Below are 26,994 nucleotides of genomic sequence, written 5' to 3' on the forward strand. Positions count from 1 at the left end.
TGGAAGGGCGCCCTTATGTTGTATCCTAGTTAGCCTTAGTGGCTGGTCAATTTCTCTTTATGTCTTTTTATCTGACGACGTAGCCCTTCAGCCGCCTCGTCGGTGGCCGCTTCAAAAGTGGCCGCATCTGCTTGGCTGAACAGCGTACTGCCAGGCACTAGCACTTTGAGCTCAACGGTCTTATTATCAATACCGTCCTTATTGTTCAGCTTCATGATAACCTCGCCTTCGGTTACACGGTCGTAGAAGGTTTCGAGCTTATCGAGACGCTTCTGGATGAAATCAAGTAGGCTCTGGTCGGCGGTGAAATGCACCGAATGCATCTGTACTTTCATCGGAAATAGGGGTTTGGTAAATAGAAAGGAAAACACTCAACTAGTTACTTAAGCCTTTGGATGGGCTTTGTCAAAGACGGATTTGAGCTTGTCGATGGACAAGTGGGTATACACCTGAGTCGCTGCCAGATTCGCATGACCTAGCAACTCTTTAATAGCGTTCAGGTCGGCACCCTTACTGAGTAGGTGCGTAGCAAACGAGTGCCGCAGCACGTGCGGGTGCTGCTGCGACGAAGCGGTGGTTATCTGGCTCAAATACTGCTTCACGGTGCGATACACAAGCTTTTCGTACAGGGGCTCTAGCTTATCTGTAACGAGGAGAAAACCGCGGGCGTTGTCGGGGGAAGCAAATTCAGCCTGCTTACGCGCTATATAGCTTTCCAGCGCTATAAGAAGCGTCGGATTGAGAGGCACTACCCGTTGTTTGTTGCCTTTGCCCGTTACGCGCACCGTACGACCTGCCAAGCTGATATCGTCGTGACGAATACCTATTAGCTCCGAAAGGCGAATACCAGTACCGTAGAGCAATTCCAGAATAAGCTGATCGCGGGAGCCAACAAATGAATCAGCAAACTCAAAGCTGTTGAGTAAGCCATTCAGCGTATCCTCTGGTACAAAGTCGGGAAGCTTTTTGGCCGTTTTGGGCGAAGTAATGCGCAGCATCGGATTGCGCTGAATAGCGCCCGTGCGCAATAAGTACTTGTAGTAGGAGCGGAGGCAAGCAATTTTACGATTCACCGTGCGTGGGTCGCGCTGCTGCTGCATCAGCTCCACTATCCAGGAACGAATAAGGGTATGGTCGGCCTGAGCCGGCTCTGGCAACTCATAAGTAGCGAGCAGGTACTCAGAGAACTGCCGAAGATCAGTTTGGTAAGAAATTACGGTGTGCGGGCTGAAGCGCCGCTCAAACCGCAGATAGTCGAAAAACAAATTCATACGCAGGAGTTCAGCCACTGGGGGGGCAATTATCCAATGTAAGAATTTAAATCGGAATTTTTGGACGCGAAAAAACCGGCTAATTCGCTTAAGTAAGCAAATCAGCCGGTTGTCACGAAAAGCTTTGTAAGCTAAACGCTAGTAATTCTCAGTAGCGTACATGGTCTGCTTGTACACAGCTTTCTCTCTCTGTTTCCGCTTCGTGATAGAAGGCTTCTGGAAGAACGTACGACGACGCAATTCCTTCAGCACACCCGTGCGCTCGAATTTTTTCTTGAAACGCTTCAGAGCCCGGTCAACCGACTCGTTGTCTTTGATTTGAACGATGATCATATATGCAGTGGAGTTGAAAACTTTCTATTAAGGGGGGCAAAGATAATCACATCTTTTGAAGATTTAAAAATGCTTACGCAGATTCCTAATCAATAGCTATTTGAGCCCCCGAAAGAATAGAGCCAATAAAGCCTATTTCAGGAGCGTGCGGGCAATAACCAGCTTTTGAATTTCGGAAGTGCCCTCACCGATGGTGCAAAGCTTGGAGTCGCGGTAATATTTCTCCGCCGGATAATCCTTGGTGTAACCGTAGCCGCCAAAAATCTGCACACCTTCATTAGCAGCCCGTACACATACCTCCGACGCATAGAGCTTAGCCATAGCCGATTCCTGCGTTACATTTAAACCACGGTCTTTCATGTCAGCAGCCCGGTAGGTTAGCAATGCCGCGGCTTCGATCTCAGTAGCCATATCAGCTAACTTGAATGCAATACCCTGAAAGTTGGAAATAGGCTGGTTGAACTGATGACGCTCCTTAGAATATTGCGTAGCCGCCTCAAAAGCCCCCTGTGCAATACCCAGACTGAGGGCTGCGATAGAAATTCGCCCCCCATCAAGCACTTTCATCGATTGAATAAACCCTTCACCTACTTCGCCCAGAATATTCTCCTTTGGTACGCGGCAGTCAGTGAAAATTAGCTCAGTTGTCTCAGAAGCACGCATACCTAACTTGTCTTCCTTACGACCGTGCGTAAAGCCCTCGGTAGGCTTTTCAATTACGAACGCTGTCATACCATGCGAGTCACCTACCTCGCCAGTGCGGGCAATAACTACGGCGATGTTGCTGCTTTTACCGTGGGTGATGAAGTTCTTCGCTCCGTTAAGCACGTAAAAGTCACCATCTTCAACAGCCACTGTACGCATATTACCAGCGTCAGATCCTGTGTTGGGTTCCGTCAAGCCCCAAGCGCCAATCCACTCAGCCGAAGCTAGCTTCGGCAGCCACCTGCGCTTCTGCTCCTCTGAGCCAAATTGCAGAATGTGGCCTGTGCAAAGAGAGTTATGTGCTGCCATCGACAAACCGATGCTGCCATCAATCTTGGCTAGCTCAGCTATAGCAGTCACATATTCAACGTAGCCAAAGCCGGAGCCACCATATTCTTGCGGCACCAGCACTCCCATCAGGCCCAAATCACCTAGCTGCTTGAACACGTCGATAGGAAACTCTTGGCTTTCATCCCACTGCATCATGCGCGGTTTGATGTGGGTGGCGCCAAAGTCGCGCACCATCTGGGCAATCATTGTTTGGTTCTCGGTAGCTACTAATTCCATGGGTGGGAAGTGATTTGGGTGGGTGGTAATGGCATAACCAGCAAGTGCCAGTTTTGGGTTCGCGAAAGTAGCACTTTGCTTCAAGAGAAGTTGATTTCCACAGACAGGTATCTAGCCCCGATTTTGAAAGGGTGTGCTAATTCGGTTACTTTGAAGGTTTATCGGGAGAAATTAAGCTAGTACTTGGCTATTCCCCGGGCACTATTTCATCTGTCTCTGGCTTTTTTGGCCCGCATGCTACATCCCATATTTCGCCGCTTGCTATCCATTGGGTTGCTAAGCTTATCGTTTCTGATGTCGTTTTCCTGTACGACATCAAAGGTATACCGCCAAAATGTACTATTTCGTTTAGAGGGTACCACAGTCGACACTACTAGGCTGCGCACGACCATAAATAGGACGGAACGTAACTACATCATCCAGGCCAATGATTACCTCGATGTTCGGGTATACACTAATAAGGGCGAGCGAATATTAGATCCTAATGGTGAACTGCCATTTGGCAACCCTGGCGGGCTAAGAGGTGCCACAACTCGGCCGGGAGCTGGTACACGCACTACGGCAGTTCAACAAGGCTCTGGTGGTACCACAAGTGGTGGTTCTGAGTTCCTTGTACAAGACGATGGCATAGTAAAGCTGCCAATGGTAGAGAACGTAAAGCTAAGTGGCTACACTCTTCTAGAGGCTGATAGTGTGTTGCAAGTAGCATATAGTCAGTACTATGAGCAGCCTTTCGTCGTGACGCGGGTTACTAATAATCGTATTATCGTGCTTGGTGCTGTTGGGGGCACTGGTGGTCAGGTCATCTCGATGACAAATGATAATATGAACTTGATTGAGGTTTTAGCCATTGCCGGGGGCATTGATGGCGGGGCAATAGGAACAGGTGGTAATCGAGTAGGCCGTACGACCAACATCCGCCTCATTCGGGGAGATTTGAAGAACCCGCAGATACAAGTTATTGATCTGTCTACGTTTGAAGGAATGCGTCGCGCTAATTTACAGGTGGAACCCAACGACATAGTTTATGTTGAGCCTCTAAGACGGCCGTTTTACGAGGCATTAGCAGATGCTGGTCCAGTATTTGGGCTAGTGACTAGCCTTATAAGCGTCCTTAGTACTCTGTATATTATAACAAGAGTATATAATAATTAAGCTTGCTTTTCCTGTTGACGATAAGCTTGTTCCCTTCAACCAATAGAATGCCCTGATGGCGGCGAAAGAAGAAACTGAGCTGGAAGAGATGATCCGCAACGCGGGTGGTATGGAAGCAGAAGAAAAAGAGGATGCTGGCGATGGGTTAGACATTACCACCCTGCTTCAGGTAGCCCGCAAAAGCTTGCCTTGGATTGCCTTGCTTATTGCTTTAGGTCTGACGGGCGCATGGCTGTTTTTGCGTTATACAAAGCCTGTGTATCAGTCATCCTCTGTTTTGAAGATTGACGAGAAGACAGAAGCAGGTTTGTTGGGATTAAGTGCCGGAGGAGCAGTAGAAAAGCGCCGACCCGGAGCTAATTTATCGGGTGAAGTAGAACTCATTAAGTCAAATCTGATCTATCGTAGGCTGAAAGACTCCTTAGCGCTCGACGTTAATTACTATATTGAAGGTACTGTATTAGAATCAGAGTTGTATACTAGGTCGCCTTTTAAAGTGACATATAATATTAAAAATTCGGCTTTTTACAATCGAAAGTTCAGCGTTAATTTCAGTAGTCCTACGCGATTTCGACTTAGCTATTTAGAAGGTGAGCAAGAAGTAAGCGGTGTATATACCATCGGCCAACTAATTTATCTTGCTGGTCTGGATTTGCGATTAATTATTCATGAAAATTACTTCGACGCGAATGCACTTGACGCACAATTTTATTTTATTATTCTGGATGAAGGCACACTAAATAACTATTTGAACACAAATCTGGCTGTTGAAATTGTTAATCCAGAGGCCAACACCGTCCAGATTTCTTTCAAAGATTTCAATCCATCAAAGGCTCAGGATATAGTCAATAAGATCGACACAGTTTATTTACAGGAAAAGCTAGCTCAAAAGAAAAAGGCCTCAGATCAAAGCCTACAGTTTTTAAGCGAACAGGCCGACGCCTTCAATAATAAATTGCAGTTAGCAGAAGATAACCTGCAGTCATTTGCGCGTGAAAACCGGACGTACGATGTACGTGCTGATGCGGCAACTGTAAATAGTACAATCCTTGCCCAGGAAGAGAAACGCCAAGAATTGATACAAAGGCAAGGTTTGCTGGCAGATCTTTCCAGTTTAGTAGAACAGGATCAGCTGACTGCAAATGAGGATTCGACAGTGGCGCAAAGTATACCAGGGCTGGCAGAACTGGCCGACAGTCGCTTAACGCAAGAGATAGAGGCTTTAAATAATCAGCAGTGGGAGATTCGTCGGGTTTTGCGTTCTTATAAAGAAACGACTGAAGCTGTTAAACAGCGGCGTGTTCAGCTAGATTTTACGAGAAACACAATACGTCGGCTTCTAGAACAGAATAAAGTTCTTCTGCAAGAACAGGTTGAGAAAATGAACCGTCAGCGGGATGAACTGAATGCTAAACTTGATGCATTGCCGCAGAAGGCTACGCAACAGGCTAGGTTGCAACGCCCTTTCGAATTGTACGAGAAAACTTATGTAAATCTGATAAACAAGGACTTAGAATTTAGACTTGGCCAGGCTGGTACAACGGCCGATTTTCAGATTCTTTCGCCTGCCAGCTTACCAAGCGCGCCTATTTCACCGGTGCGCGCCATGGTTTATGCCATTGGTTTGGCGGGAGGCCTTGTGCTAGGACTCGGATTAATTGCAGTCCGCTACTTCTTGCATGATACAGTAACAAATACGCGGGAATTGGAGCGTATGACCTCAGCGGCGTTGCTCGGCGTGATTCCAACTTACGACAAGGAAAAGATGACAGTGTCGAAGCTGGTTGTGGACAAAAATCCTAAATCTGCTATTTCCGAATCGATCCGCTCTATCCGTACGAATCTGGATTTTATAGGGTCAGCGCGAAAGAAGCGCATTATATCGGTTACATCAACCGTGTCAGGTGAGGGTAAAACTTTCGTAACAGTGAATCTGGGGGGCATTATTGCTTTGTCAGAGCAGCGGGTTATCATCCTAGACCTTGATATGCGAAAGCCAAAAGTGAATCTGGCTTTCGGTACTGAGAATGTACGGGGCATCAGCACTATTCTGATTGAGAAGCACACTGTGGAGGAATGCATTCAACATACTGATATTCCAATGCTGGATTTTATCTCGGCTGGTCCCACACCACCAAATCCGTCGGAACTTATCCTAAACCCTAAGTTCGACGAATTGCTGGCTGAATTACATCAGCATTATGATGTGATTCTGATTGATACGCCGCCTGTCGGATTAGTAACCGATGGTATTCTGATTATGCGTAAGGCTGATATTCCGCTTTACATTGTGCGAGCAGGATATTCCAAAAAAGCATTCCTGAAGAATATCAATAAGCTCATGCGGACTAATAACTTTACTCGCCTCAGCACTATTCTAAATGACGCTAGTGCTGCCGGCCTAGCTGGGTATGGGTATGGCTATGGGTATGGCTATGGTCAAGGCTACTACGACGAGCCGACACCTCCCAAAGGAGTTATTAGCCGCCTGAAGCAGCGTATTTCCTGAAATCAACTTTCTCTCATCTAGAATATGGCTTCATTCCTGCGCAAGATTTTCGGCCAAGCGGCTTCTGCGTCGCTGGTTAACGAAAACTTGCTGGCGGAGCTTGGAGTTGACATGCACTCGCACCTCCTCCCGGGCCTAGATGATGGGGCCGAAACCATTGAGCAGTCATTAGGTTTGTTGGAGGCAATGCAGGCGCTAGGGTATCGGAAGCTGATTATGACTCCCCATATTATGGGTGATTTTTATAAGAATACTCCCGCTACTGTTCACGCCGCATTAGCGCGAATGCAGGAAGCTGCTACGACTGCAGGCTTCGTGGACATACAGCTAGAATGTGCCGCTGAATACTACTTGGATGAATGGCTGGGGGGGAAATTAGATAGTGTGGAAGAACTTTTAAGCTTTGGGGGCACCAAAAAATATCTGTTGTTGGAAACGTCTTATATGAACGAGCCCTTCAACATGCAGGATATAATCTTCCGGCTAAAAGCGCAGGGTTATCAGCCGGTATTGGCGCATCCTGAGCGCTACACTTATTTATATGGTCGCTTTTCTGAGTTGGAAAAGATTCACGACAACGGCGTATTATTTCAAGTTAATCTCAACTCATTAGCTGGTTATTATTCCTCTGGCGCCCAGCGTATAGCCGAAAAGCTAATTGATGCCCGCTTAGTAGATTTTGTAGGTACGGATGCGCACAATCCTAAACACACCGAAACCCTGCGTAGTAAAGTGCTGCCTTTACCCTATTTAAAAAAAGTGTTGGCTCTGCCTCTCCTAAACAACACGCTGTTGACTGATTAGCAAATCAGATGATTGCTTCCTGACTAGATAAATAACCGCCACCGTTACCTAACCCCTGATATGTATGGTTTTCGTCACTGGTGGTAGCGGATTGTTGGGCAGTTTCCTGATTCCAGCCTTGGTGGCACAGGGTTATATAGTGCGGGCGCTTTATCGAGAGCAAGTGCCAGCTATTCAGAATGCCGATAAAGTAGAGTGGATAGAAGGTGACTTGCGTGATACCACACTATTGCGCACCGCATTGGCCGGAGTTACCCACGTTTTTCACTGCGCCGGCTTGGTTTCGTATGCTCCGCAGGATGCGGCAAAACTGCAGCAGACAAATGCAGAGGGCACTGCTGCTGTGGTAGATGCCTGCCTGGAGCAAAGATCGGGTATTCGACTGTGTCATGTATCATCGGTGGCCGCACTAGGTGGGCCTGCAGCGACAAAGGAGGATAGCCGGGGGGCAAATATTGTGGTAGATGAAACGGCTAAATGGGATTTGGGCGCTGGACATAATGCGTATGCCACTTCCAAGTATTTCGGCGAGTTGGAAGTGTGGCGCGGGATTTCGGAAGGCTTATCCGCTGTTATTGTGAATCCTTCGGTAGTGCTCGGGCCCGCTGATTGGCAGCGCAGTAGCACCCGCCTTTTCCGATACGCGCACCAAGAACATGCCTTTTATACGCCAGGCTGCCTAAACTATGTAGATGTGCGCGACGTCGTGGAGGCCATGCTTCGCCTGACCTTTCAGAGTGAAATAGCAGGGGAGCGTTTTATTTTGAGTGGCGGCACAGTGCCTTTGCGCGATTTCCTGATTCTGGCGGCAGAGTGCTTCGGCAAAAAGCCCCCCACAGTGGCAGTACCTACCTGGGCGGCCGAAACGATCTGGCGTCTAGAGCATTTGCGCTCCGTGCTGACGGGTGCACGGCCACTCATCACTAAAGATACAGCCCGTGCGGGCAGGCGCTCAGTGGTTTACAGCGCAGCCAAAGTAGAGGCGGCCACAGGCTTACAATTCCGTCCGCTGACCGAAACAGTGCAGTGGTGTTGCGCGGGCCTGACATCAGCGAACCAGCCTTCGCCCGGTGTGGTTATTGCATCATAAGCCAGCAGCGTTATCTTCAGTGATTCCGCCGCCCGACGCCGGCAAAGTCTGCCGTTTTGGCGACCTTTGAGTCTTGCATACGAATGAGAATGAACGAAAACTTTGAGGAAAGGCAGCAAGTGCTGGATACAGTGCGTCGGTTTGAACGCATGGTAGCCCAGAACGAATCTGTCTTTTTTGATCTGGCCGATTTTGAGAATATCATCGACCATTATACGACTAATACGCAGTACGATAAGGCATTACATGCCTGTGAGGCTGCTATAGCCCAGTATCCTTTTTCTACCGAACTGCTCATCGACCGCTCGCAGGTACTAGCCATGAAGGGCGAATACTCCGCTGCGGCCCAGCAGATTGAAGACGTAGCCCAACTTGATCCGACCAACCCCGACGTGGCCGTTACCCGCGGCATTATCGCCACGCAGAAAGGCGAGTTTGCTGAGGCGGTAGCTTTTTTTCATGATGCCGCTGAGCACTCACCGGAGCGTGAGGATATATACTTTAACCTCGGTTTGGCTTACCAGAGCTGGCAGAAGTTTAAGAGTGCGGCCAAGTATTATAAGATGAGCCTGCGCCTGAACTCCGACAATGACATAGCGGTGCAGGAACTGCTCTATTGTTTGGAGGTGAGCGAGCGCTTGGAGAAAAATCTAGAGTTTTTCCGTCGCTTTACCGATGAAGATCCTTATTCTGCTCCGGCGTGGTATAATCTGGGTCAGGCTTATTATCGCTTGGGGCAATACGATCAGGCAGTTGCGGCTTTCGAGTACGCCATTCTGGTTGATGCTACCTATTATGAGGCGCACGCTTTTCTGGCCAGCACCTATGTAAGCCAGGAAAAGTATCGGGAAGCTATAGATGAGTTCAACCTGAGCTACTCAGCTGGTGAGCCTACGGCCGAGGCGCTGTGTAACATTGGCGAGTGCTACGAGAAAATGGCTGAATGGGACCAGGCGCGGCGCAATTATCAGCGGGCCATTGACCTCGATCCGGAAATGGATGAAGCCTGGTTTGGGATGGGCGTAGTGCTTAATGCCCAGGAGCGCTGGTTTGAGGCCGCCCATTTTTTCCGCAAGGCCACTACCCTCTACGACGAAAGCGTGGAGTATTGGCTGGCCTTGGCCGCCGCTGAATATCAGGTTGGCAACGTGGTGAGTGCCGTGGAGTGCTACGACCGCGCTACGCAGGTAGGCCCCGACAACAAAGATGCGTGGCTGAACTGGAGCATTATCCTCTACGAGCAGGGCAACTATGATGGCGCCATTGATCTGATGCGTAACGCTGTGGAGATACAACCTGCTGAAGCTGAGCTACAATACCGCCTGTGCGCTTACCTGCTGGCGGCTGGCCGCTATCGGGAAGCTTACGAGAATCTGGAAAATGCGCTAGTTTTGGATTTCGACAAGCACCGTTTGCTTTTCGAATACTTCCCGGAACTGGAATCGCAACGGGCCTTGGCTCGACTGATTGATCAGTACCGGAAATAGATAACTCAAATTTTAACCTTTGAAACCAACTGTCATCCTGAACTCTACCTCGTTCAGGATGACAGTTGGTTTTATGGCTTACCTCTATCTGAACCAAAGCGCATGAATTATCACCTCGATCAACTCCCCGAGCGTACCGCCAAACCCCGCGAACAAGGCTACACCATGGTCATGGACAAAGGCTTGAGTATCCGCGAAGTAGAAGACTTCCTGGAAGTAGGCGGCGAGTATACCGACATCGTAAAGCTGGGCTGGGCTACCTCGTATGTAGTGCCTAATCTCAAGCGCAAGCTGGAAGTGTATAAAGAGGCCGGTGTGCCAGTGTACTTTGGCGGAACCCTGTTCGAGGCCTTTATCATTCGTAATCAGTTTGATGACTACCGTCGGTTGTTGTCGGAGTTTGGAATGGAGTACGCCGAGGTTTCGGACGGCTCCCTAGAATTGCCCCACGAGAAAAAATGCGAGTATATCCGCACGCTGGCCAAAGACCTGAATGTGTTGTCGGAGGTTGGTTCGAAGGATGCGGAGAAAATTATTCCTCCCTACAAGTGGATTGCCCAGATGCAGACGGAGCTGGACGCTGGCTCTATCAAGGTAATTGGGGAAGCGCGTGAGGCTGGTAATGTAGGCCTGTTTCGGAGCACCGGCGAGGTACGCTCGGGTCTGGTAGAGGAAATTCTGACCAAAATTCCTTTTGAGAAAATTCTGTGGGAAGCTCCTCAGAAGGCTCAGCAAGTGTGGTTTATTAAGCTACTCGGTAGCAACGTGAACCTGGGAAATATCGCGCCTAATGAAGTAGTGAGCCTGGAAACCATTCGGCTGGGCTTGCGCGGTGATACGTTTACCCACTTCCTTGATATGGACGGCGTAGATCCTATGTTCAAGCCGGAAGTAAAGACCGGCCGCCCCGGTACTTCCATGCCGCGCGGGTAGAACACTTAAGATATACGGTTGCTCAAAAAAGCCCCCTAGACTGCCATGTGCAGCGGCTGGGGGCTTTTTGGGCTATAGCCTATCAGGTAAGGCCCAAAAGTTAGTAGGGGAGGTGTTAACTCAGCAGGCACGCGTGCGTAAGCTGTTGTTGCACATAAGCAACCACTGCTCACTTGGTTATCATGAAAAATTACCTGCTTTATTTACCGTTGGCGGCCTTATTCGCCTGCAATCAATCGTCGCCTAAAACGGAAGAAATGGCTGCCGCTACCGCCTCTGCATCTACTGATTCGGGGGCCGCGCCTGCGCTGCCCGAACCATATGCTACGCCGTCGGCAAAGAACTTCAGTAAGGTAATTGGCTGGCCTGAAGGCAAAATGCCAACGGTGCCGGTCGGTTTTACGGTGACGGAATTTGCGGCCGACTTGCAGAATCCGCGCTGGATTTATGTGGCCCCGAACGGCGATATTTTTATTGCTGAATCTAATTCCATTGAAAAAACCTCCACGGCGAAGGGCGAAAAGGCGAAAGGCCTGAAGCAGTCGGGGTCGATGAAGGAATCCAGCGCCAACCGCATCACGCTCCTGCGTGACGCCAACAAAGACGGCAAGCCGGAGGTGCGCGAAACCTTCCTGACGGGCCTGAATCAGCCTTTCGGCATGCTGGTCATAGGCGACAATTTCTACGTGGGCAATACCGACGCCGTGCTGCGGTTTCCTTACAAAGCCGGTCAGACTAAAATCACTGCCGGGGGGCAAAAAATCCTGGATTTACCCGTTGGCGGCTACAACAACCACTGGACCCGCAACCTGTTGGCCAACGCCGATGGCTCCAAGATTTACGTGTCGGTAGGGTCGGGTAGTAATGTGATGGAGAAGGGCGAGAAAAACGATGAAGGTCGAGCCCTGATTCTGGAGATTAATCCCGATGGTTCCGGCAAGCGCGTGTATGCCAGCGGCCTGCGCAACCCCGTAGGGATGGATTGGCTGCCCGGCACCCAGGTACTCTGGACCGCCGTGAATGAGCGCGATGAGCTGGGCGACGAGCTCGTGCCCGATTACATGACTAGCGTGAAAGAAGGCGGCTTTTATGGCTGGCCTTATTCGTACTTCGGCCAAAACGAAGACCCTCGCCGCAAAGGTGAACGGCCCGACTTAGTGGCCAAAGCAATAGTGCCTGATGTAGCCTTGGGCCCACATACGGCGTCGTTGGGTCTGGCTTTTTATGATGCCAGTGGTTTCCCTGCCAAATACCGGAATGGCGCTTTCGTGGGCCAGCACGGCTCCTGGAATAGCTCGAAGTTTACGGGATACAAGGTAGTATTTGTGCCGTTTCAAAATGGCAAGCCTGCTGGCCGGCCCGAAGACTTTATGACGGGTTTTGTGGCCAATGAAAGCACCAAGGAAGTATACGGCCGGCCGGTAGGAGTAACTGTGCTGCCCGATGGCTCTATGCTGGTAGCGGATGACGCGGGGGGCAAAATATGGCGCGTAACATCAACTCAAGGCGTAAAGTCTTAGTTACGGGTGCTTTCCTAGCGAGCAGGTTCACTCACTGAGCCTGTTCAAAAGTGTTTTTACGTAACAGAATCTTATGTCCCCATCCGTTCCGACCGCTAAAATGCCCCCCAGCAGCCCATTACAACGCTTGCGGGAGCTGGCGCAGCGGGCGGGGCTCGATGGGTTCCTGCTGGGCTTGATCGGAGTGATTGGCTTGGCTTACCTGTGGCCGGAATTTGGGGCCGAAGAGAGGCCGCTGCCGCTGGGGCGCATTGCGCACTATGGCGTATCAGTCATTTTCTTCTTCTACGGCTTACGCTTGAGTCGCGAAAAGCTGAAGGCTGGCCTGAGCAACTGGCGCTTGCACCTGGTAGTGCAGGGCACAACCTTTCTGCTGTTTCCGCTGCTCTTATTACTGGTGAAGCCACTTTTTGATTCCGAAAAAAGCCAGTTGCTGTGGCTGGGGGGCTTTTATTTGGCCGCCTTGCCCTCTACGGTTTCCTCTTCCGTCGTGATGGTTTCAATTGCCAAGGGCAATCTGCCGGCGGCCATTTTCAATGCCAGTATTTCCAGTTTGCTGGGCGTATTTATTACGCCCGTTTGGATGGCTCTCTTTATAACGTCTGGCACTTCCGGCGGCCTGGGCTCCACTATCCTGGATCTGGCGTTGCAGGTGCTATTGCCCGTGGCGGTGGGCATTCTGTTGCATTCGCGCTTGCATCAGTTTGCGCAACGCTTCGCCGGGCCCTTGCGCATGCTCGACCAAGCTATTATTCTGCTGATTGTTTATACCTCGTTTTGCGAGTCGTTTGCGCAGGGCATATTCCGGGGCTACTCCGCCGGCGACCTTTTTGGGCTGGGTGCGGCTATGTTGTTACTGTTCTTTTTAGTATACGGGTGCGTCCTGCTGCTGAGCCGGTTAGTAGGTTTTAACCGCGAAGACACCATTACAGCGCTGTTTTGTGGCTCCAAAAAGTCTTTGGTTCAGGGTACCGTAATGTCGAAGGTGCTGTTTCCCGATGCGCGCACGGCCGGCCTGATTCTTTTGCCCCTGATGATTTATCACGCCCTTCAAATTCTTGTAGCCAGCATTGTAGCCCAAGCCCTGAGCCGGCGCGCCGATAGCAAGGCAACCGTTGCCCCAGCTATACCCTAAAGCCAGCTGAAAAAGCCCCCCAGCCGGAAACTTTGCCGGCTGCCTGCTTTCTTTGCAGTAAAATAACTTCGTCTTCTATTCCTGGTTCATGGAAATCCTCAAGGACATCATTGATTTCATTCTTCATCTCGATAAGCATCTCGGGGCCATTATCCAGGACTACGGAACGTGGACGTACGCCATTCTTTTCCTGATTATTTTCGTGGAAACGGGCGTAGTAGTGCTGCCCTTTTTGCCCGGCGACTCCCTATTGTTCGCGGCTGGTTCGCTGGCTGCCCTGCCCGGCTCACCCCTGAATGTGTGGGTGATGATGGGCCTACTTATCGTAGCGGCAGTGCTCGGCGACACGCTCAACTACCATATTGGCGACTATCTGGGGCCGCGGGTATTTCGCGAGAATTCCCGTTTCCTGAAGCGTGAGCACCTCATTCGTACCCAGGAGTTTTATGAGAAGCACGGAGCCAAAACCATTATATTGGCTCGCTTCATCCCGATCATTCGCACGTTTGCGCCCTTTGTAGCGGGCGTGGGCACCATGAGTTACAGCAAGTTCCTGTCGTACAATGTAGTGGGGGGCGTTTTGTGGGTCGTTTCGCTGACGGGCGCGGGCTACTTCTTTGGCACCATCCCGATTGTGCAGAAAAACTTTTCGCTGGTTGTGTTGGCCATCATCGGCCTATCTATCCTTCCCGTGATATTCGAGTTTGTAAAGTCGCGCCAGAACAGCCGTCGGCCAGTAGCTTAATGTCAGGTATTTATTTTTCAAATAAACCGCCCCAATGGTAATCCGTTGGGGCGGTTTTCTATTATTGCATGCGGTAAGCGTCAGTGGTCAGTTTTGCTAGTGTGAAGTTATTGTATGAAGGAATTTGGCCTCATTGGCAAGTCGCTTGTCCACTCGTTCTCGCAAACTTATTTTACCCAGAAGTTCGAGAATCTGGGCCTCGACGATCATCGCTACGAACTCTTTGAGTTGCCCACTATCTCGGCATTACCCGATCTGTTGGCTGAGCACCCCAACTTGCGGGGGCTCAACGTAACCATTCCTTACAAAGAGCAGATATGGCCTTATCTGACCGAAATATCATCGGCGGCGGCCCGTATTGGCGCCATCAATGTCATCGACTGCACAACCGACGGCCGCTACATCGGTCATAACACCGATTATATCGGCTTTCGAGAGTCATTGCGGGCTTTTTACCCTCTACGTGGCCCCGAGGCACGGGCGCTTGTGCTTGGTACGGGTGGCTCATCCAAGGCGGTAGAGGCAGCACTGCGGGAACTGGAGATTCCGTATTGGCTCGTGTCGCGCAACCCGCTCGGGACGGGCCTCACCTACAATGACCTTACGCCTGATGTACTCGCTGGGCATTCGCTAATTATTAATGCAACGCCGCTGGGTACTTTTCCGCAGGTAGATGCGTGCGCTCCCATCCCGTACGAGGCTCTCACGCCCGCCCATTATCTCTACGATCTGATTTATAATCCGAGCGAAACATTGTTCCTGCAAAAAGGTCGCGAAGCCGGTGCTCAAACCAAGAATGGCTTCGAAATGCTTTGCCTCCAGGCGGAGGCTGCCTGGGAAATTTGGAGTCAGTAAAGAGCAAATGCTGCAGGAATGCCCTAAAACACAACAAGCCACCCCAAATGGGTGGCTTGCTGGTTGTTGCAATATGTGCGTTCAGGGTATAAGTCGCAAGTAACGCTTATTTTCTGGAAAGCTTGCTAGCAATTTCGGCGGTGTAGTTGCCTTGATAACGAGCGCCTTCCAATTCGTTCTCGCTGGGCTGACGCTCGCCCTGGCCACCGGCCACGGTGCTGGCACCATAGGGTGTGCCGCCTGTTACTACATCATGGCCCATCTGACCCTGCCAAGCGTAGGGCAAGCCCACGATGACCATACCATGGTGAAGCAATGCTGTGTGCAGTGCGCGTAGCGTTGTTTCCTGGCCGCCGTGCTGGGTGGCGGTGCTCACGAATGCGCCACCTGCTTTGCCCACGAGCGCGCCACGGGCCCATAAGCCACCAGTTGAGTCGAGGTATGCCTGAATCTGGCCGCACGCGTTGCCGTAGCGGGTGGGCGTACCAATAATGATGGCATCGTACTGCTCCAATTCCTCGGGGGTAGCGACGGGCACGTGGTTGAAAGCTTGCTGCGCCTGCGTGGCTCCAATCTTGTCGAGAATTTCTTTCGACAGCGTCTCGGGTACGCGCTTTACTACTACATCATTGCCTTCTACTTGGCGGGCGCCTTCGGCTACGGCCTCGGCCAATTTCCACACGTGGCCATACGTGGAATAGAACAGAACAATAGTTTTCATGAGGAAAGAGTAAAAGTGAAAAATGAGTTGGTATGAATGTAGGCAGCTTGCCAAAAGCAATTGGTCAGTTTACGAAAGGCGAATCGGAGAGGTGATTGACAAATATATGTATGTACATTAAATGTACTGACATTGTTTCAGAAAATTATTTTTTAACCGCCAATAAAGCCCCCCAGAGCTATAAAGTGCATTTAAAAAATATTCGGGCACAAGCATGCAACCATGAGGGCAGGTAGTAGCCTCTACACACTGAAGCCCGCTAGTATATTGCGGATTACTCTACCGATACGTTATTACGAACCGCAGCGTATGCAGCCACTTTATCCTGGCCCAATCAACTATATGTTAAGCCACAACGGCCCAGTCGGCCACCCCAATCGATGAGCGCCTTATCGTTTGCGATGGGTGGCAGAGGGCTGCACAATCTGCTTGCGGGGGGCAATTCGTCGGCTTCGGTGGCTGCTTCGCCTCCGCCGGCTCCGGTCCGCTCGCTGGTGCCACCTTCTCAGCTCACCGAAGCCGAAATCATAGATGGTTGCCTAGCCGGAAGCCGCCTGATGCAGAAGCACTTGTACGACCGGTTTGCTGCCCGCATGATGGCCGTATGTCTGCGCTACGCTCAAACCACCTTTGAGGCGGAGGATGTATTACAGGAAGGCTTCGTAACGGTATTTACCAACCTCAGCAAGTTTCGCCGCGAATGCCCCCTGGAGTTCTGGATTCGGCGCATCATGATTAATGCGGCCCTGCGTCAGCACCGGCGCAATAGCGGCTTGGTAGCAATGAGCGAGGGCGAATACCCCGAGGATCTGGCAGGGGAGGAGTTTACGCTCTCCAACTACGCTTTTGAAGAGCTCCTGACCCTTGTGCAGGAACTGGCACCGCGCTACCGCATGGTGTTTAACCTGTTTGCCATCGAAGGCTACGGGCACAAGGAAATTGGCGAGTTGCTGGGCATTTCTGAAGGCACCAGCAAATCGCAGTACTCCCGGGCTCGGGTCATCTTGAAAACTAAATTAGAGCGCCTCGACGCGCATCGCAGCAATGGCATCTTCCGCAAATAATCATACACCCAACGAGTCCCGGCCCACCGGCGACCTGGAGCACTTGTTCCGACAGAAACTTGGCGAGGCAGAAGTAGCTCCTCGTCAGCACGTCTGGGAGCAGCTCGACCACGAACTGTTGGTTCGGCAAAACGATTCGTACCGGCGGCGCTTGCTGCTGCACCGCTGGATAGCGGCGGCCTGCGCTCTGCTGGTGCTGGGCTGCGGCAGCTGGCTGTTGCTCCATAATGCCACACATTTGCCCCCCAGCACGGAAATAGCTGCTACCACTCGTCCCGCTGAGGAAACTACTGCTGAGGCAACTGCTGATACTCAGCTGAGCGCACCGCGTAGCAGCGCCACCACTAGTCAGTTGCGCAATGGCGCTACCACGTCCACTGATGTGGCAGCCGTTACCGAGCAACCAAGCTCAGCCGCCACAGCCTCAGCAGCCTTGGCGGCCACGTCGCAATCAGCAACGGACGATGTAGCCAGCACCCTATTGCGGGCCGCTAAATCGGCTGTGGGAATTACGCAGTCTGAGTCAAGTAACAGTGTGGCTGCAAACAGTATTAGCTTAGGCTCCAGCGCTGCTGTTAGTTCACTGACTGCTGCTGAGCGCCAAGCTGGAAATGGAGCTTATAGTTCTGCCTTTGTCCCATCGGTACTAGGTATAGGCAACTCGCAAAACGAGCTGGGGGCAAATTGGCTAACCGCACGACCAGTACCGGCGGCCGCTGAAAGAAACACGGTAGCTGCCGCATTTCGCCGCCCCGAAACCTTGCAGCCAGAGACACTTCCTGCGTCCGCTAACATGTTAGCCCAAGCGGCAATAAATGCCCCCCAGGAAACCGCCGAAGAGGAAAAACCTGAACGTAAGCGTAGCAAATGGCGCCTGAGCGGGGCTTATGCGGCCAGCTCTTACAATCCGAATATTGATTTTAGCTCCAGCGCGACAGCTAATGCAGCGCTTGATTTTGGCGCGGTTCCCTCCAACAACTCAGCGCTTCCTGCCTACAGCGCCCGGTCGGCTTATCAGTATGGTGCCAGCGAGTACCGCGATAATTTGGAAGCTGGTCCTGCTCAGCGCATTGCAATAGCTGCGGCGTATGCGTTGAACAATAAATGGACGCTACTGACTGGTGTAGAAACTTCCCAGCAGCGGGCTTCCTCCAAAACATCCTTAACTCTTAATGATACGAGGACAGCCTTCGCTGGGCAGGCAGCATCTGACTCGAGCAGAAACCAGTTTTATGCCGGCCAGCGCGGCACGGAGTTTAGATATAGCACGGTGGGCGTACCGGTAGCCATGCGCTACGGCTCGGCCAAAACGGGCTGGTCGCTCTACGCTAAAGTAGGCGCCGCCGTGAACCTGCTTATTAAAAGCAGCACAGAAGTAGATGGCACCGCCGCTGCCGCCCGCGACTACACCCTTTCTTCTTCCGAGTCACCTTACCGCAAAGTGCTGGCGTCGGTGCGTGGGGGTGGGGGCGTGCGCTATGCGCCGGCTGCCGCGGCTTGGAGCTTATCATTGGGTCCTGTTGCGGAGGCTGGTCTGAATACGCTTAATCAGGACCCTGGCGGCTCCTTCTTCCAACGCTCCCGGCCGTATTCTGTTGGTCTGGAGGCCAGTGTGGAGTTTGGGGGGCAAAAATCACCCGCCGTGGTCCGCTAAATCTGCCGTAAATTGAAATCTAAACTCTTTAGCAATGAAACGATTACTCACGCTTTTCCTTCTAACAAGTCTCCTCAGTGCTTTCCAGTGTGGCGACGAAAATACGTCCATCTGTCCCAGCTTTGTCGATGCCAAAATAGCGGAGTTACAAGCCAAGCCCAAGCAGAATCCCGCGGCCGAAATAACAGAGTATATATGGTTGGGCGAGAAGGTTTACTTAGTGTCCAGCGACTGCTGCGACCAGTTTAACTATCTCTATAATGAGTGCGGCGATGTTATTTGTGCACCCAGCGGCGGCATTACGGGGAAGGGCGATGGGCAATGCCCTGACTTTTCTACGCAGGCCACCGATGCCCGCGTGGTATGGCGCGACCCTCGTTAAGTTTCGTTTAGGGGCAAGCAAGAGTGCTGTGCCTGCTTACAGCCAGAATTTGCTCCCCAGTGCCAGCAAAAAGCCCTACTGAATTAGTTGGGCTTTTTTTGTTTCCCGGAAACCTACCTTGGCGCTCCGGAGTTATCATAGGCTATCATTTCTGGCTACTTTCCCTGCATGGAATATCAACTTACTTCCGAGTTCAAGCCTACCGGCGACCAGCCCAAAGCCATCGCCCAACTCGTGGCGGGCGTAGAAAGCGGAGAGCCGGCGCAGGTGCTGCTCGGAGCCACTGGTACTGGCAAAACGTTTACTGTGGCCAACGTTGTGGCCCAAACCGGCAAGCCCACGCTGGTACTGTGCCACAACAAAACCCTGGCGGCCCAGCTCTACGGCGAGTTTAAGGCGTTTTTCCCCAATAATGCCGTCGAGTACTACATCAGCTATTACGACTACTACCAGCCTGAGGCCTACATAGCCAGCACCGACGTATTCATTGAGAAAGACCTCGCTATTAATGAGGAAATCGAGAAGCTGCGGCTGCACTGTACTTCTACGCTGCTGAGCGGGCGGCGCGACGTGATTGTGGTAGCTTCTGTGTCGTGCATTTACGGTATCGGCAACCCGGAAGAGTTCAGCAAAAACGTCATTTACATGGCGCCCGGCCTGCGTTACACGCGCAATAATCTTTTGTATCAGTTTGTGCAGATTCTCTATTCCCGGACGGAAGTGGAGTTTACACGCGGCACGTTCCGGGTGAAGGGCGACACGGTAGATATCTTCCCCGCCTACGCCGACTTTGCCTACCGCCTGTTCTTTTTCGGCGACGAAATCGAAGCTATTCACCGCATCGACCCAGACAGCGGCAAGAAACTCGCCGACGAGCAAAGCGTGACGCTGTACCCGGCCAACCTTTTCGTGACCGGCAAAGACACCTTGCACCAAGCCATCAAAGAGATTCAGTTTGATATGATGGCTCAGCAGAGCTATTTCGTGAAGGAGGGCCGCGACCAAGAGGCTAAGCGGATTACCGAGCGCACCGAGTTTGATCTGGAGATGATTCGGGAGTTGGGCTACTGCTCCGGTATCGAGAACTACTCGCGCTACTTTGACGGTCGTACGCCCGGTTCACGTCCCTTCTGCCTACTCGACTATTTCCCCCAGGATTATCTGATGGTTATCGACGAAAGCCACGCCACCATTCCCCAGATTCGGGCGATGTGGGGCGGCGACCGGAGCCGCAAAACGGCATTGGTGGAGTATGGCTTCCGTTTGCCTTCGGCCATGGACAACCGGCCTTTGACTTTCAACGAGTTCGAGAGCATGTACCGCCAAGCCATTTTCGTATCGGCCACGCCTTCCGATTATGAGCTGGAAACCAGCGGCGGGGTTATCATCGAGCAAATTATTCGCCCCACCGGCCTGCTCGACCCCGAAATCGACATTCGTCCCAGCGCCAACCAGATTGACGACCTACTGGACGAAGTAGATAACCGCGTGAAGATGGGTGACCGGATCCTCGTGACGACGCTCACCAAGCGTATGGCTGAGGAATTGCAGAAGTACATGGAGCGCCTGGGCATCAAGTCGAGCTACGTGCACTCCGATGTGAAAACTCTTGACCGCGTAGAGATTTTGCGCCAACTGCGCCTAGGCGTTATCGACGTGCTGATTGGGGTAAACCTATTGCGCGAAGGCTTGGACTTGCCTGAAGTAAGCTTGGTGGCCATTCTGGATGCCGATAAAGAAGGCTTCCTGCGCGACCAGCGCAGCCTGATTCAGACCATGGGCCGCGCCGCCCGAAATGATAAAGGCAAGGTTATCATGTACGCCGACCGCATTACCGGCTCCATGCAGCGCGCCATCGACGAGACGAATCGGCGCCGTGCGGTGCAGTTGGCCTACAACGAGGAGCACGGCATCACGCCGCGGACAGTACGCAAATCGCACGATGAAATCATGGGCCAAACGTCGCTGTCGGATATGCGCCGCATTGAGCCGGCTGCTTACGCTGGCCCCGGTACGGATACGCTGACGCTGGCGGCCGAGCCGGTCATTGCCCTTATGAAGCGCGACGAGCTGGAGAAAGTCATTAAGAAGACGGAGAAGCAGATGGAAGGCGCCGCCAAGGATTTAGACTTCCTACAAGCTGCTAAGTACCGCGATGAATTGGCCCAACTTCGTCAAATGCTAAAGACAAAGCGAGATTAGACTGAGGCTATATAGCGTTTCCAACCACATTTATTTTTTCCAAAAAGCCCCCCAGAGATGTATCCGGGGGGCTTTTTTTAGCTTAATGTAATCTCAACCATAGATTCAGGCCGGAAAATTGATGTTTTTCGGGCAAGTGAACAGCTTATCTGATCGCTGAGAGGTTTAAAAGGAGTCGTTTCTATGGTAACTACTACGGGGTTGCGGGTTTATTTTGAAAATTCAGTTGGTCGGGTCTTAGAACACCCTGATGGCTTTGCTTATGTAATTTATAATCCGGGAGTGCGCAAGCTTGCTCATATGCAAGCTTTCCTGACGCATACGAGCCAATTGCTCCAGCGTCGGGGATGGTACAAGCTGCTAGGGGATCAGCGTCTGATGGCGCCGTTTACCGAAGAGGAACGCCTCTGGATTGTCGATTACTGGATTTCGCGCACTGCCGCAGGAAGCCAGATATATGGCGCTGTATTAATTCCCCGCGATGTATTCGCTCGACTGTCGGTAAGCCAGATGATAGGAGAGGCTCGGGAAGCCGCTATGACTTACCGGCTTTTTGAAGATGAAAACTCGGCGGCAGCATGGCTACGCCAAATACCCGAAAAGATAGTATAGTATTTATGCAATGCGTTGTAATCCAATTACAATGCATAAAAAACTAATGTAAAAAAGCCCCCCAGCACATGTGTTGGCGGGCTTTTTTGTTTGCGTTGGTCTTGGTTTGGTTCAAACCGCAAGTGTCAGAATTTATATGCTGTAAAACAGAAGTGGTGAGTAGTAGTAGTATGACTTTTTAAATCAAAATCTTGATTGTAGTTATACTAATCAAATTAAAATTGTATTAATTAAGTTTAATAATGTATATAATATTGGCAAATGAAATAATTTATTCAAAATACTATATAAATAATCTTACTTTCAGAACACCATACATTAACTATCCAAAGCCATAACAAATGAGGAAACTCTTACCATTCTTAGCGAAGCCGGTGCTACTGGCTATTATGCTAACAGGAGGTTACACTTCTTTCAGTCAGGGGAAGGGAAACGCGGGCAAAAAGGCTGTTCCGCAAGCAGTTCTTGAACACCTGAAAAAGAACAAGCAGAAGCTTCAGCTTTCTGACGAGGACATTGCCGACATTACATTGAGCAGCGAAACCTTCTCGAAGAAAAGCGGGGTCAAGCACATTTATCTGAAGCAGCAATACAAGGGCATTGAGATTCACAATGCTATTACCAACATCAGTATGACCTCCAATAATGAGGTAGTGAATGTAGGTGATCAGTTTGTGAAGGATGCCGGCAAAAAGGTAAAGGAAAGCGGCTCCAGCATGACGGCTGAGGCCGCCGTAGCCGCCGCTGCCAAGCACCTGAATACGTCGATAAAGGAGCCTCTCTCCGTTCAATCGAGAGAGGATGGCGCTGACCAGGAGGTAGTATTCTCGACGGGGGGCATTTCGCTTGAGTCGATTCCGACTAAGCTGGTGTATCAGCCCATGGAGGATGGTAGCCTTCGGCTGGCCTGGGAAGTAACTATAGATGAGCTGGATGGTCTGAACTGGTGGGTTATCCGCGTAGATGCCGCTACCGGCGAATTCCTGGAAAAGGATAACCTGATAGTGCATTGCGAATTCGACAACGACGGCCCCAACGGCGTACATATCAGTGACAGCTATGTTCAAAAGCAAGCTGTAGCATCTAAGCCGTTCAGCTTCGCTACGACGCTGGCAGAGGCTCCCGCGGCTAACTTCTACAATGTTTATCCGCTCACAACGGAGAGCCCAAGCCACGGCCCACGGGTATTCGTGAGCACCGAAGCTGCCGATAAAACGGCTTCACCAAAAGGCTGGCATTATACGCCGGTGGGCAACATGACCACTACCCGGGGCAACAACGTGTATGCCTACGAGGATCCTAATGGCTTGAATCCGTTACCTACTATTGCCAACAACTTTACTGTTAATAACTACAGCCCTGACGGTGGTCCGAGCCTGAAATTCGACTTTCCGATTGACTTCACCAAGCAGCCCGCAACCTATATTGACGCGGCCACTACCAACCTGTTCTACTGGAACAACCTGATTCACGATGTGTGGTATCAGTATGGTTTTGATGAAGTTAGCGGCAACTTTCAGTTCGATAACTTCGGCAAAGGTGGCTTAGGCAACGACTTCGTGCGCGCTGAAGCGCAGGACGCCCGCATTACATCATCACAAGGTCCGCAGCGTAACAACGCCAACTTTGGTACGCCGGTAGATGGCTCGCTGCCTCGCATGCAGATGTACCTGTGGAACGGTATTCCCGACAAGGAGCTATTCCGTGTAAATACGCCATCATCCATCGCTGGTGCTTATCAGGCTGTGGAAGCCGCGTTCAGCAAACCTTTAACGACCACGCGCATTACAGGTAAGTTAGTGTTGGCCGTAGCTCCCGTTATTCCTCCGGCTGGTACGCCTGAAGAAGGCTGTGGGGCTTTTGCGAATGCGGCCGCAATCAGTGGCAACATTGCAGTAGTGTATCGTGGAAGCTGCGGCTTCGCTGATAAAGTGCAGAATGCACAGAAAGCCGGCGCTATTGCCGTAGTCGTAATCAACAATGCTGTTGGTGCTCCCATTGTAATGGGTGGTGCTCCCACGGTAGCGCAGCCAGCTATTGTTATTCCAGCTGTCATGATTGGGCAGGCTGACGGAGTAGGTATTCGTAGTGCTCTGAATGCTGGCACCGAAGTAACCGTTACGCTGAAGAATGATGGCTCGAGTCCTGAAATCGATGGTGACTTCGATAACGGCATCATCGCTCACGAATACGGCCACGGTATCTCCAACCGTTTGACTGGTGGTCCATCGGTTGTCAACTGCCTTCAGAATGCGGAGCAGATGGGCGAAGGCTGGAGCGACTGGTTCGGTCTGATGATGACTATCAAGCCCGGCGACACGCGTGTCAAAGTAAGAGGTATTGGCACATACGCTTTGGGCCAGCCAACTACAGGCCGCGGCATTCGTCCGGCGCCTTACACCACTGACTTTAGCGTAAACAACTTCACCTACGCGGCTACCAACAACACGGCGGCAATCACCCAGCCTCACGGCATCGGTTTCGTGTGGTCTACCATGCTGTGGGACATGACCTGGGATCTGATTGCCAAGTATGGCTACAACGAAGATCTGTACAACGGTACGGGCGGCAACAATATGGCTATGCAGTTGGTAATCGACGGCTTGAAGCTGCAGAAATGCAACCCAGGCTTCGTTGATGGTCGTGACGCTATTCTGTTGGCTGACCGCATCAACTACGGTGGTGCCAACCAGGAGCTTATCTGGAGAGCCTTCGCTAAGCGTGGCCTGGGTTTCAGCGCCAAGCAAGGCCTGAGCACCAGCCGCACCGATCAGGTACAGGCATTCGATTTGCCAGCAACATATCTGTGCACCACACCGCTTACAGTTGCGGCAATACCTACTTCGGATGTATTCACCGGTGGCGATTCAAAAGTGATTTACTTGGGCTACGGTCCCCAGACTGTAATGCTACAAGCTAGCGGCGACGCAACGAATAAGTATACCTGGACTCCAGCTGAGGGCTTAAGCGATGCAACAATTGCTAACCCAATATTCACTCCTACTGCTGCCGGTACCTACACCTTCACCGTGAAGGCCGTCAACTCGGATCAGTGCACCAAGTACGCTTCGATTACGATTACAGTAATTGACGTGCGTTGCGGCAATAAGAACGATAAGGTGCAGGTTTGCCAGAAACAAGGCAAGGAGATCTGCGTCAGTGCTGATGCGGTAGAAGCTCAACTTCGTATTGGCGGCTCGCTGGGTGCTTGCTCACCAAAAGCGAAGGCTGCTGTTGCCAGCGCTAAAACTAGCGATGCCCTTGCTGCTAATGACGAGTTGACTGCTGCGCCAAACCCAACCAACGCTAATACCACGCTGGCCTTTACGTTGGCCGAAAGTGGTGCTTACCGCCTGGAGGTAATGAACATGCAGGGTGCAGTAGTATCAGTGGTAGCCCAGGGAAAGGGCGAAGCTGGTCAGCGCATCTCGCACGAGTTCAGCAAAGGTCGCTTGGCTATGGGTGTTTACATGGTTCGCTTGACTTCCGGTAAGCAGAATAAGTTTACCCGGGTAGTTCTACAGGACTAACACGGTAAGCAACCAGAAGCGTAAAAACGCAGGCTGTGGACATTCACAGCCGGCGTTTTGAAACTGATAAACAAAAAAGCCCCCCAGACGTGTATCTGGGGGGCTTTTTTGTTTAATTAAACTAAGCTGCACGCTCCAATAGCTACTTACCTTTGGCGTGTCTTCATTCCGGTAGGTTTTTCGTAGCCTGCTTTCCAGCGCCTGGCCGCTGTTCTTACCACCTCTGCATGAACAAACGGTACGTCGTGTGGCTCTGCGCCTTATTCGTTCTATTCGATTTGGGGTACTCCTACATTCAGAATTATCAGATACCGCTGGAGGGCGATTTGGCCCCCATTGTGCTGCCTAGCTTCTGGTATAGCCAAGTGCTGCAAGACCCATTTGGCTGGGCCGTAATTGCCAAAAATGAGGTGTATGCAGGGCCTAACCGGTATTTTGCTCATGCGGCTCTGGTTGGCTACTTCAAATCGGTTCCGCTGTGGCTTCAGCGCTTCACTGATCCCATCAGCAGCGTATATCTGGCTTGCGCGCTGTTCAAAACGGCTGTGCAAGGGCTGTTGCTCTACCTACTGGCTGTGTATAGCATCGGCGCACAGCACCTCACCGACCGGCGCCTGTGGCTGCCCGCGGCGCTGCTGGTGCCGCTGTTTCAAACGGCTGGCTACAATGGGCAAATGGGCGTAATCGACCACTCGATAACGTACACTTTTTTCTATGCTTTCCCTTTAGCCTTGCTGCTCTTGCTGCTGCTGCCTTTCTATCGGGCCGCCTTCAGCCAGCAGCCCCTGCGCTTATCGTGGGTTGCACTCCCTCTTATCGCCGCCCTCATGGTGGTGCTGGCTTTCAACGGGCCTATTGTGACGGGCGCGGTGCTGGTGCTGTTTGTGTGTATCGGGCTGTACTGGCTAAAGCAACACTGGCCGAAAACCCGGGTGCCATCGTACCTGAGCTGGTGGGGGCGGCAGGCGAAACGGGTGCCGCTCATTGCGGTACTGCTATTAGGCATATTCGGGCTTCTGTGCCTGTATTCGTTATATATTGGCCGCAATAATTCCGAAAACCTAACCGCCACCCTGCCCGTGTGGGAGCGGTATAAACTGGTGCCGCAGGGCGTATTTCGCCAGCTCACGGGCAAGCTCGGCTTTCCACTGCTCGTGCTGATAGGCTTAGTCAATGCCCAGCTTATCCGTCGCTTTTTGCCCCCCAGTGCAGCCAGCCGGCGGTGGCTGCGCATTTTGCAGCTGCTGGGCCTATTTACGCTGATTTATATTCTGCTGCTGCCGCTCGGGGGCTATCGCAACTACCGGCCCCTCATCCTGCGCCGCGATTCTATTCTGCCCATTATTCTGGGTCTGATGTATTTCTACAGCGCTTCTACCTATTACTTGCTACAGCATTTGTCGGGACGGCCCCGCCGCTGGTATATAGCGGGAGTGGTGCTGTTTGCGGCCATTTTCATGAATGCCGATAAGCTCCGGATGACCAACAACAACCAGTGTGAGCGAGCAGCCTTGCAGCAGCTGGCCCAGTCGCCGGAGCCAATCGTTCATATCGACAGCGACTGTACTGTGATGGCCTGGGAAAAGATAACCGATCCGCTGCAATCGGATGACAACGCCCAACTGCTGGAGTTTTGGGGCGTGACCAAAGGAAAGAAGCTTTATTACCAGTGAGCCGCATGTCATCAGAAAAGCACCAAAGTTCAGTATAAGCAGCGCAT

22 protein-coding genes are annotated in these 26,994 nt (G+C 51.6%); 17 read left to right on the forward strand and 5 right to left on the reverse strand.

Features of this window, described 5'->3' with window-relative positions:
• Positions 1-35 precede the first annotated feature (35 nt).
• The 4 genes from hpf to H8B13_RS05365 all read right to left on the reverse strand — a co-directional run bounded on the left by hpf (position 36) and on the right by H8B13_RS05365 (position 2,876).
• The gene (gene hpf / locus H8B13_RS05350) at positions 36-335 is read right to left on the reverse strand and encodes a ribosome hibernation-promoting factor, HPF/YfiA family (RefSeq protein WP_187309808.1); all 300 of its coding nucleotides are present in this window, start codon (positions 333-335) and stop codon (positions 36-38) included.
• A gap of 48 nt (positions 336-383) precedes the next feature.
• A complete protein-coding gene (locus H8B13_RS05355; RefSeq protein WP_187309809.1) occupies positions 384-1,271 on the reverse strand; it encodes a tyrosine-type recombinase/integrase in 888 nt (295 codons plus the stop codon).
• 138 nt (positions 1,272-1,409) lie between these two features.
• Positions 1,410-1,604: a 30S ribosomal protein S21 gene (rpsU, locus tag H8B13_RS05360; protein WP_084445790.1), complete on the reverse strand. Its 195-nt coding sequence runs from the start codon at positions 1,602-1,604 to the stop codon at positions 1,410-1,412.
• A 132-nt stretch (positions 1,605-1,736) separates the two neighbouring features.
• On the reverse strand, positions 1,737-2,876 hold the full coding sequence (locus tag H8B13_RS05365; protein WP_187309810.1) for an acyl-CoA dehydrogenase: 1,140 nt from the start codon (positions 2,874-2,876) through the stop codon (positions 1,737-1,739).
• 234 nt (positions 2,877-3,110) lie between these two features.
• Here H8B13_RS05365 and H8B13_RS05370 point away from each other — a divergent pair, with 234 nt between their 5' ends.
• The 10 genes from H8B13_RS05370 to H8B13_RS05415 all read left to right on the forward strand — a co-directional run bounded on the left by H8B13_RS05370 (position 3,111) and on the right by H8B13_RS05415 (position 15,109).
• Positions 3,111-4,031, forward strand: a complete 921-nt coding sequence (locus H8B13_RS05370; RefSeq protein ID WP_187309811.1) for a polysaccharide biosynthesis/export family protein — start codon at positions 3,111-3,113, stop codon at positions 4,029-4,031.
• Between the two features lie 55 nt (positions 4,032-4,086).
• Entirely contained in the window at positions 4,087-6,540 is a 2,454-nt protein-coding gene (locus H8B13_RS05375) for a polysaccharide biosynthesis tyrosine autokinase (RefSeq protein WP_187309812.1), read from the forward strand.
• Between the two features lie 24 nt (positions 6,541-6,564).
• Positions 6,565-7,344 (forward strand): tyrosine-protein phosphatase, encoded by a 780-nt coding sequence (locus tag H8B13_RS05380; RefSeq protein WP_187309813.1) that lies wholly within the window; start codon positions 6,565-6,567, stop codon positions 7,342-7,344.
• Positions 7,345-7,408: 64 nt separating this feature from the next.
• Entirely contained in the window at positions 7,409-8,434 is a 1,026-nt protein-coding gene (locus tag H8B13_RS05385) for an NAD-dependent epimerase/dehydratase family protein (RefSeq protein WP_187309814.1), read from the forward strand.
• An 89-nt stretch (positions 8,435-8,523) separates the two neighbouring features.
• On the forward strand, positions 8,524-9,921 hold the full coding sequence (locus H8B13_RS05390) for a tetratricopeptide repeat protein (protein WP_187309815.1): 1,398 nt from the start codon (positions 8,524-8,526) through the stop codon (positions 9,919-9,921).
• 102 nt (positions 9,922-10,023) lie between these two features.
• Complete coding sequence (locus H8B13_RS05395) at positions 10,024-10,854, forward strand: phosphosulfolactate synthase (protein WP_187309816.1); 831 nt, start codon at positions 10,024-10,026, stop codon at positions 10,852-10,854.
• Between the two features lie 257 nt (positions 10,855-11,111).
• Positions 11,112-12,374, forward strand: coding sequence for a PQQ-dependent sugar dehydrogenase (locus H8B13_RS05400; RefSeq protein WP_187310297.1), 1,263 nt, complete (start codon positions 11,112-11,114; stop codon positions 12,372-12,374).
• 73 nt (positions 12,375-12,447) lie between these two features.
• Positions 12,448-13,509: a bile acid:sodium symporter family protein gene (locus H8B13_RS05405; RefSeq protein ID WP_261990249.1), complete on the forward strand. Its 1,062-nt coding sequence runs from the start codon at positions 12,448-12,450 to the stop codon at positions 13,507-13,509.
• Positions 13,510-13,597: 88 nt separating this feature from the next.
• Positions 13,598-14,254 carry a DedA family protein gene (locus H8B13_RS05410; RefSeq protein WP_187309817.1) on the forward strand — a complete coding sequence of 219 codons (657 nt, stop codon included), beginning with the start codon at positions 13,598-13,600 and terminating at the stop codon, positions 14,252-14,254.
• A gap of 114 nt (positions 14,255-14,368) precedes the next feature.
• Positions 14,369-15,109, forward strand: coding sequence for a shikimate dehydrogenase family protein (locus H8B13_RS05415; RefSeq protein WP_187309818.1), 741 nt, complete (start codon positions 14,369-14,371; stop codon positions 15,107-15,109).
• Between the two features lie 106 nt (positions 15,110-15,215).
• On the opposite strand, the gene wrbA is transcribed toward H8B13_RS05415, so the two are convergent.
• A complete protein-coding gene (wrbA, locus tag H8B13_RS05420) occupies positions 15,216-15,830 on the reverse strand; it encodes an NAD(P)H:quinone oxidoreductase (protein WP_187309819.1) in 615 nt (204 codons plus the stop codon).
• Positions 15,831-16,210: 380 nt separating this feature from the next.
• On the opposite strand from wrbA, the gene H8B13_RS05425 reads away from it, so the two are divergent.
• The 7 genes from H8B13_RS05425 to H8B13_RS05455 all read left to right on the forward strand — a co-directional run bounded on the left by H8B13_RS05425 (position 16,211) and on the right by H8B13_RS05455 (position 26,947).
• Positions 16,211-16,894 (forward strand): RNA polymerase sigma factor, encoded by a 684-nt coding sequence (locus tag H8B13_RS05425; RefSeq protein WP_187309820.1) that lies wholly within the window; start codon positions 16,211-16,213, stop codon positions 16,892-16,894.
• Positions 16,875-18,548 (forward strand): hypothetical protein, encoded by a 1,674-nt coding sequence (locus H8B13_RS05430; RefSeq protein ID WP_187309821.1) that lies wholly within the window; start codon positions 16,875-16,877, stop codon positions 18,546-18,548. The genes H8B13_RS05425 and H8B13_RS05430 overlap by 20 nt, the downstream gene beginning before the upstream one ends.
• Before the next feature lie 34 nt (positions 18,549-18,582).
• Positions 18,583-18,930 (forward strand): DUF6970 domain-containing protein, encoded by a 348-nt coding sequence (locus H8B13_RS05435; RefSeq protein ID WP_222841341.1) that lies wholly within the window; start codon positions 18,583-18,585, stop codon positions 18,928-18,930.
• Positions 18,931-19,098: 168 nt separating this feature from the next.
• Positions 19,099-21,132, forward strand: coding sequence for an excinuclease ABC subunit UvrB (uvrB, locus tag H8B13_RS05440; protein ID WP_187309822.1), 2,034 nt, complete (start codon positions 19,099-19,101; stop codon positions 21,130-21,132).
• Between the two features lie 300 nt (positions 21,133-21,432).
• A complete protein-coding gene (locus H8B13_RS05445) occupies positions 21,433-21,744 on the forward strand; it encodes a hypothetical protein (RefSeq protein WP_187309823.1) in 312 nt (103 codons plus the stop codon).
• A gap of 341 nt (positions 21,745-22,085) precedes the next feature.
• Positions 22,086-25,274 carry a T9SS-dependent M36 family metallopeptidase gene (locus tag H8B13_RS05450; RefSeq protein ID WP_187309824.1) on the forward strand — a complete coding sequence of 1,063 codons (3,189 nt, stop codon included), beginning with the start codon at positions 22,086-22,088 and terminating at the stop codon, positions 25,272-25,274.
• Positions 25,275-25,501: 227 nt separating this feature from the next.
• Positions 25,502-26,947, forward strand: a complete 1,446-nt coding sequence (locus tag H8B13_RS05455) for a hypothetical protein (protein WP_187309825.1) — start codon at positions 25,502-25,504, stop codon at positions 26,945-26,947.
• The last annotated feature ends 47 nt before the right edge of the window (positions 26,948-26,994 follow it).

The sequence above is a fragment of the Hymenobacter sp. BT188 genome (assembly GCF_014333585.1).
Classification (GTDB): Bacteria; Bacteroidota; Bacteroidia; order Cytophagales; family Hymenobacteraceae; genus Hymenobacter.